The organism is Pseudomonas sp. FFUP_PS_473 (genome assembly GCF_002858665.1).
Classification (GTDB): domain Bacteria; phylum Pseudomonadota; class Gammaproteobacteria; order Pseudomonadales; family Pseudomonadaceae; genus Aquipseudomonas; species Aquipseudomonas defluvii.
Genome location: NZ_PJQQ01000070.1, coordinates 1 through 5,700, shown reverse-complemented (window position 1 = coordinate 5,700; position 5,700 = coordinate 1). Strand labels below are relative to the sequence as shown.

Annotated in this window: 7 protein-coding genes and 1 pseudogene; 1 reads left to right on the top strand and 7 read right to left on the bottom strand. The window is 55.0% G+C overall.

Annotated elements, in window-relative coordinates:
- The first annotated feature begins 272 nt into the window (after positions 1–272).
- On the top strand, positions 273–641 hold the full coding sequence (locus CYD26_RS24455) for a PDZ domain-containing protein (protein ID WP_102053888.1): 369 nt from the start codon (positions 273–275) through the stop codon (positions 639–641).
- A 1,096-nt stretch (positions 642–1,737) separates the two neighbouring features.
- Here the strand turns inward: CYD26_RS24455 and CYD26_RS24450 are convergent.
- The 7 genes and pseudogenes from CYD26_RS24450 to CYD26_RS24420 all read right to left on the bottom strand — a co-directional run bounded on the left by CYD26_RS24450 (position 1,738) and on the right by CYD26_RS24420 (position 5,577).
- On the bottom strand, positions 1,738–1,932 hold the full coding sequence (locus tag CYD26_RS24450; protein WP_371917266.1) for a hypothetical protein: 195 nt from the start codon (positions 1,930–1,932) through the stop codon (positions 1,738–1,740).
- A gap of 269 nt (positions 1,933–2,201) precedes the next feature.
- Positions 2,202–2,999, bottom strand: a complete 798-nt coding sequence (locus CYD26_RS24445) for a phage tail tube protein (RefSeq protein WP_102053886.1) — start codon at positions 2,997–2,999, stop codon at positions 2,202–2,204.
- A 38-nt stretch (positions 3,000–3,037) separates the two neighbouring features.
- Positions 3,038–3,499: pseudogene (locus tag CYD26_RS24440) on the bottom strand (putative metallopeptidase); the annotation flags it as partial.
- A gap of 217 nt (positions 3,500–3,716) precedes the next feature.
- Complete coding sequence (locus tag CYD26_RS24435; RefSeq protein WP_102053885.1) at positions 3,717–3,950, bottom strand: hypothetical protein; 234 nt, start codon at positions 3,948–3,950, stop codon at positions 3,717–3,719.
- A gap of 180 nt (positions 3,951–4,130) precedes the next feature.
- Positions 4,131–4,379: a hypothetical protein gene (locus tag CYD26_RS24430; RefSeq protein WP_102053884.1), complete on the bottom strand. Its 249-nt coding sequence runs from the start codon at positions 4,377–4,379 to the stop codon at positions 4,131–4,133.
- A gap of 48 nt (positions 4,380–4,427) precedes the next feature.
- Entirely contained in the window at positions 4,428–4,742 is a 315-nt protein-coding gene (locus tag CYD26_RS24425) for a phage holin family protein (RefSeq protein ID WP_256588074.1), read from the bottom strand.
- Between the two features lie 190 nt (positions 4,743–4,932).
- On the bottom strand, positions 4,933–5,577 hold the full coding sequence (locus tag CYD26_RS24420) for a hypothetical protein (RefSeq protein WP_102053882.1): 645 nt from the start codon (positions 5,575–5,577) through the stop codon (positions 4,933–4,935).
- Positions 5,578–5,700 lie beyond the last annotated feature (123 nt).

Sequence of the window (5,700 nt, the reverse complement as noted above, 5' to 3'; positions counted from 1 at the left end):
GGTACTCAGGTGACTGTATTGGGTAGACATGGCAACACCTTACATCAGGTGTTGCACTTGCTCCTTGAGGCCGCCCTCCTAACGCCCTCCCATCGGCGTCCGTCACAGCCCCAGCTACATCTGCCTCAGCAATCGCAACCAAATCAGTGCAAGGGTCGACATTAGCGGATCTTGTGGCCAAAGAAACAGTTACGAAGTACCAAAGCCGATCATGCGACTACTTACATCTATCGCTGTCTGAATCTGATCAGCTTATAGCCTCACCTAACCCCATGGCCAAGCAAGTGGGAGATGCCAAGAAATCTGCAGTGTCACAAGTATTCCAAGGGAAAAACTGCCCACCTCTGTCACCGCTACTAGGCCGTATAGGGGCGATCATTGACACAGTTGATCCAGTCAAAGCGCCTCAGCTTAAGATTCCGGCCACGGGGGTATGGATTGAAGGTGCGTCACCTGGCAGCAATGCGGAAAAGGCAGGGCTTTCACGAGGCGATGTCGTTGTAGCCGTCAACGACAACCCAATAGAGGATGCAACTGATTTTCGCCTGGCCGTTGGACGATCAGCTATTGGCTCTACGGCCAAACTTAAGGTCTGGCGTGCGCAGCGGTTTTACGACGCGCCGGTTCTTGTCGGTCAGTGAGGACACAAGACGGCAGAAAATGCGGCCGCCAATTTAATGTATGCCTCTGAGTATGATCTGAGCGATCTGGTTGCATTCCCTGCCTTCTGAGCTTTCCTTCACACTGGAGGAACCGCCATGACAAACGATCCCCGCTCCCTTCTCTATCGCCTCAACCAGAACATCATGGCGCTTGGCTGCGCTGTATAGGGAGGGATACCTATGCGGGGATTTGAAATTCTGGCGATTATCATCGGCGTGATCGTTGTCTTCGGAGCAATGGCAAAGGACGTGCCGTATCGACTGGCATCGCCTCCCAGCAAGTGATACGCCCCTTTTCCTCCCAAGGAACATTTAATTCAACTCCAGCCTTCAATGACTGAATTCAGTCAAGATCCGTCATTTACTGCTACAAAATCCGAGACAAATCAGGGTACGCTACGGCTGCCCAGAGGGCTATGAGACGCTGCCTATTTGAGAAAATATTCAGCTCATAGAAGCTATACCGATGCGCTGCAAGCTAACTGCATGCGAAACCAATAATAAGCACGCGTTTTAACTTAGAGAAATCAACATGAAAAAACTTGTACTAGGCGCCCTATCATTAATGGCGGCAGTTGCAACTGCCCATGCCGATCAGTGCGAGTCATGGACGCACGCGGCATACCCCGTCTCGATGAGTGCATGCTCTTATGATAATGGCGGTTCCGGGTATGTAATAATGACCAACAATGGCTCTTCAACTGCTAACATCTGCTGGACTGTTGTTTATAATGACGGGAGAAGCAAATACAGCTGCCACAGCGCGATGGGCTCAGGCGAATCATCTTCATCTTCATGCTTTAGCTGTGGGTCAAAAAATGGAGGCGCCCGGCACATATTGCTACAAAAATATCAAGAAGTAAATTGAGCCAAACCTAAAATGGAGTTTAATTTACAAACAATTAAGCTCCATCACTTCAATTGTGAGCCAGCCTCCAGCTCAGATTACCTTGAATTTGCACCTCACCCAAAAGTATCGATAGCATCAAGTTGTAGGGTTCTGCTAAATAGCTTTTCACCAGCTCTGCTCACTGCATGCCTTCGCGTACAAACGCCTGGCACGCCTGCAGCGCAATCAATCCTTGGTCGCCGTCTCCGGTGATGGCGACAATTCGTTGAGCATGCGCTCGGTCAAGTTCGGCTCGCGCGCCTCCATGAACCACGCCGCTGGGGCCGGAGGCTTCTCGCACCCCACCGCTACCACTCGTGGTGTTGGCGGGGGCGGAGAGTAGGACTGACAGCCGCAAATCAGCGGTAGCAAGGCGGTCACGCAAGCGATCCTGAAGTTGTTGCGCATTGAGCAGTTCCTTGTAGTGGGTTTTGCATGTCGATGGACGCCAGGTGACGCTGAATCAGTGCGTAGTTCGACCTGTACAAAGGGCTCGCTGTCGAGCCAACCAGGATCTTCGCGCCAGGTGCGATTTCCACCCAACGAGTACCGTTGATGTCGAGCTCTGGCTTGTTCGCAATCGTAATGCCCATGGTATTCCTCTGCGGTAAAAGGCCCGACGCACACCGCAGGGCACGCCGGGCAAAGGGTTAAGCGGTAACAGTGATTTCAGCGGTATCGGTCTTGGTGCCGTCTGCTGCACTGGTCGCAGTGATGGTGGCGGTACCGGCTGCAATGCCGGTGACCAGGCCGGTGGCGCTGACGCTCGCCTTGGTTTCGTCCGAGCTGGTCCAGGTAACCAACTGGCTGGCGCCGACTGGGGTCACCACGGCCTCGAGGTCCACGGTCTCGCCTACTGCAACGCTGGCGGTCGCCGGGGTGACTGTTACGGCAGCAATAGTGATCGGTGCAGGCAGGCGGGTGATGGTTGGCGGCACGCGGCGGCCGGTGTAGCTCAGCTCCACCTGAATGATGTCGGTCGACCCGCCGTCCGGCCAGTCACCGCTCACTTCCATCTCAGGAATGAAGAAGGTGTAGCCGCCGTCGCCATTGTTCAGCGTGAACTCAAAGCTCAGCGCGTCGCCGGTCTGCTGGGCCTTCCAGTACTGGTAAGCGGTCTTCGACCAGCTCAGGGTGATGCTGCCCAACGGGGTGAAGGTGGTCGGGATGATGTTGCCCGGGAACGGGTTTCCGTTACCGATGCAGCGCAGGGTCTGGACTGCGTTGTCGAACTGCAGGCTGAAGCTGTCGACGCAGGCATTGTCCTCGCCCAGCTGAACGCCGTTGATCTTCAGGCCGGTGACGTCCTTGAAGCCATAGCGGCGCTGGTGCGCTTCGGCGATCGGGTTGAGGATGAACGACGTATTGTCGGCCTTGTCATCCCAGGCGATGGCCGCAAAGGTGGTGGTGACCGTGATTTCGTTGTCGTTTGGGACCTCGAAATTCATGGTCGCTACCTGAGCGCCACGGGCAATAGCGGCAATGCCGATACTCCATATCGGCGAACCACACCGACGAACTCTTCAACGTCGTGTCCGCGCATCTGTAGCTTGGGGAGACCTTCTTGGGTGAACTTGGGCGCGCCGTACTGATCGGTCGCATGGGCGATGTGGTAGAGCTCGTGCTCGACCAGGGCGCAAAACTCGGCGTCGGTGCATTCCGCGCAGAAATCAGCGGCAAGCGTGATCAGATAATCCGGCACTTCGCCGAACCAGTCCCGCATCTGCTGCTCTTGGCGAGCCTTCTGCCAGCCGCCAGCGCGGAACATGACTTGCTCGGACTGGCCCAGAACCACCCGGCCCTGCTTGGCGAATCCGGAAGATGCCCAGAGCACACCGATGTTGGCGTCGATCAGATGGCCGTGGTCTTCGTTATGGATGCTGCCGGTGGCGGCGAGAATCTCGGCTTGAAGCCATTCCCACACCTCAAGAGCTGGGGTCAGGCGAATACTGAAGTCGGATAGTTAAGTCAGTGACGATGGAGGATATGGCCTGCCCATAAGTCACCTTGATTTGGAAATGATGGTGCGGCAGGAGTTGATTCGATGAAGGAGACAGCGCTTCGCCCGGAGTCTGACGTTCAACGCAGGCTAGGCATGATCATTAATTCATGCGGCCTAATATTCGGCGCTCTCATCCAGATACCAGCTTCACAGACCAACGCTGTTAGTTTTGGGCATCACTCACAGTGACCCTCACTCCCGTGGCCACAATCTCGTACTCAGTCTCAGAGATCTTTTTCACGTCACCACCGAATTGCATTTCGAAATGCTTCAGACCTTCATGTCGAACCATACCTTGTGATGAACGCTCAACAGTCTCGTCCTGATAGATGTTAATCACGTACTTCACGTTGTCCGTGCCTACACCCGTGAGTTTTCCGACGTATTTATCTGACATGTCCAAACTCCTTGCGTGAACCCTCAAAGTAGCTGGTGCTGACAGATCGATCCACACCACTGAGCAGATCAGCTCAACATCAGGGTGGTCTGCGCCAAATCGTGCCTATTTGGAAGAGATACGACCAAGCCCGGTAGGCTCGTTCGATGGCCTACCGGTCGGGTTGCTTGGTTGTCATGATTATCCTTCTGGCTGCTCCACCAGCACGTCAATCAGCTTTTGCTCGGCCAGCCTGAACAATGCCAAGGCCTGCAGGTCATCGGCTACCGGGCCAAACCCGAATATTTCCACTTGCCCCTCTGGACTGCGCATGGCCAGGGTTCCGATGCTGCATGGTGGAAGATCACCGCTGTCCAATTGGTCTGCAATCTTCCTCAAGGTACGCGCGGCATCGCGCCACTCTTCACGCTGGAATTGAACGACCTTCATGCTCGCTCCCGCGCCACGAAACGGCGCATCTCGAATTTGTGGCGCGGATCAGATCTCTTCAGTCTTTCGCTCTGCCCAGCGCCTGCCAAGCTGCCGGGCCTGCTCAACGCCAAGCACGCCGATGAAGCCAGCAGTGGCGAACGACCAGGCAATGCTGAAGCCGAACTCTTTGACGGTCAGGCCAACCACCATGACGATCAAGGCTCCTAGCGCAGCCTCGATGAGCTGGCGGACGGGCTTGGTCTCCTTTCCGTCGAACTGAATTCGAAGCCAAGTCAGCGCGAACGTGAGCCCCATTGCGAGGCCGTTCTCTCTCAGGGCAGTCAGGACCAACACCCAGAATAACGGGTCTTTTTCTGGCATGTTTGGCATCCGGAATCCTCCCTCTCAGGGAGCACTGAACGAAAAAACCCGGCACTAAGGCCGGGTTTCGGGATTGGTTTTTTACCAAAGGCAAAATTATCAGGATGGCGAAATCATGCAACCAGCCGGAACGCAGTTCGGGAGCATAGGTCTACCGACATGCCGGATAAAGCAAAGCTATGGCCGCTGACTAGCGCCTGAAAATACTGCCCAGCAGATGGATGCCGACGGTAATGGCTCCGTCACGGAGCTTTTCCTTTGTCTGCGGCGACAAGCCCGCTTTTGCGGCCCCCTTCAGAACCATCTCACCGGCGAGCTGACGTTTTCCAAGCTCTTCAAAACGCCGCCTGCGGAGCTCTTCCGCAGTGAGCTCGCTTTCTGCAGTCAGCTCGGTCAAAGGTTCGGCAGTCGCTTGCTTCAGGCGAGCCGTAGTCGCTTCAGCCTTTTGAGCCTGTCGATCCGCAATCCATTGCTGTCCTTTCTCGCTCATCCACTGGTAAGTCTCCTCATCTACGTAATCAGACTCTGCCAGTTTGTTGCGGAAGTAAGCCTCCGTTCCAGGGCTAGGCTCAAGAACATGGATCACCGAATCCACATTAGCTACGTAACGATCCAGGACTTTCTGATCGATGAAATAGTCGTGTTCGTGGAGGGCTTTGTTGCGCAGCTCATAAACTCTACGAATACGGGCAATGTCCGCATCGCCAAACAATTGACAAACGCTCTCACTAAGTTCTTTGAGCCCGATGCCGGTAGCTCCAGCCTTCCGAAGCTGATCTTCAAGCTGGGCGCTCTTAAACGCGATTATTCCGCGAGCTTCATTCTGGTTTGTCATATCGTTTCCTCTTGAGCCAACTAAGGATAGCGAATTGATGGCTCTTCAGAATCGAGTAGGAGGCGAGTTCACACCCGCCGTCCTCTCACACCACCGTGCGTACGGTTCCGTACACGGCGGTTC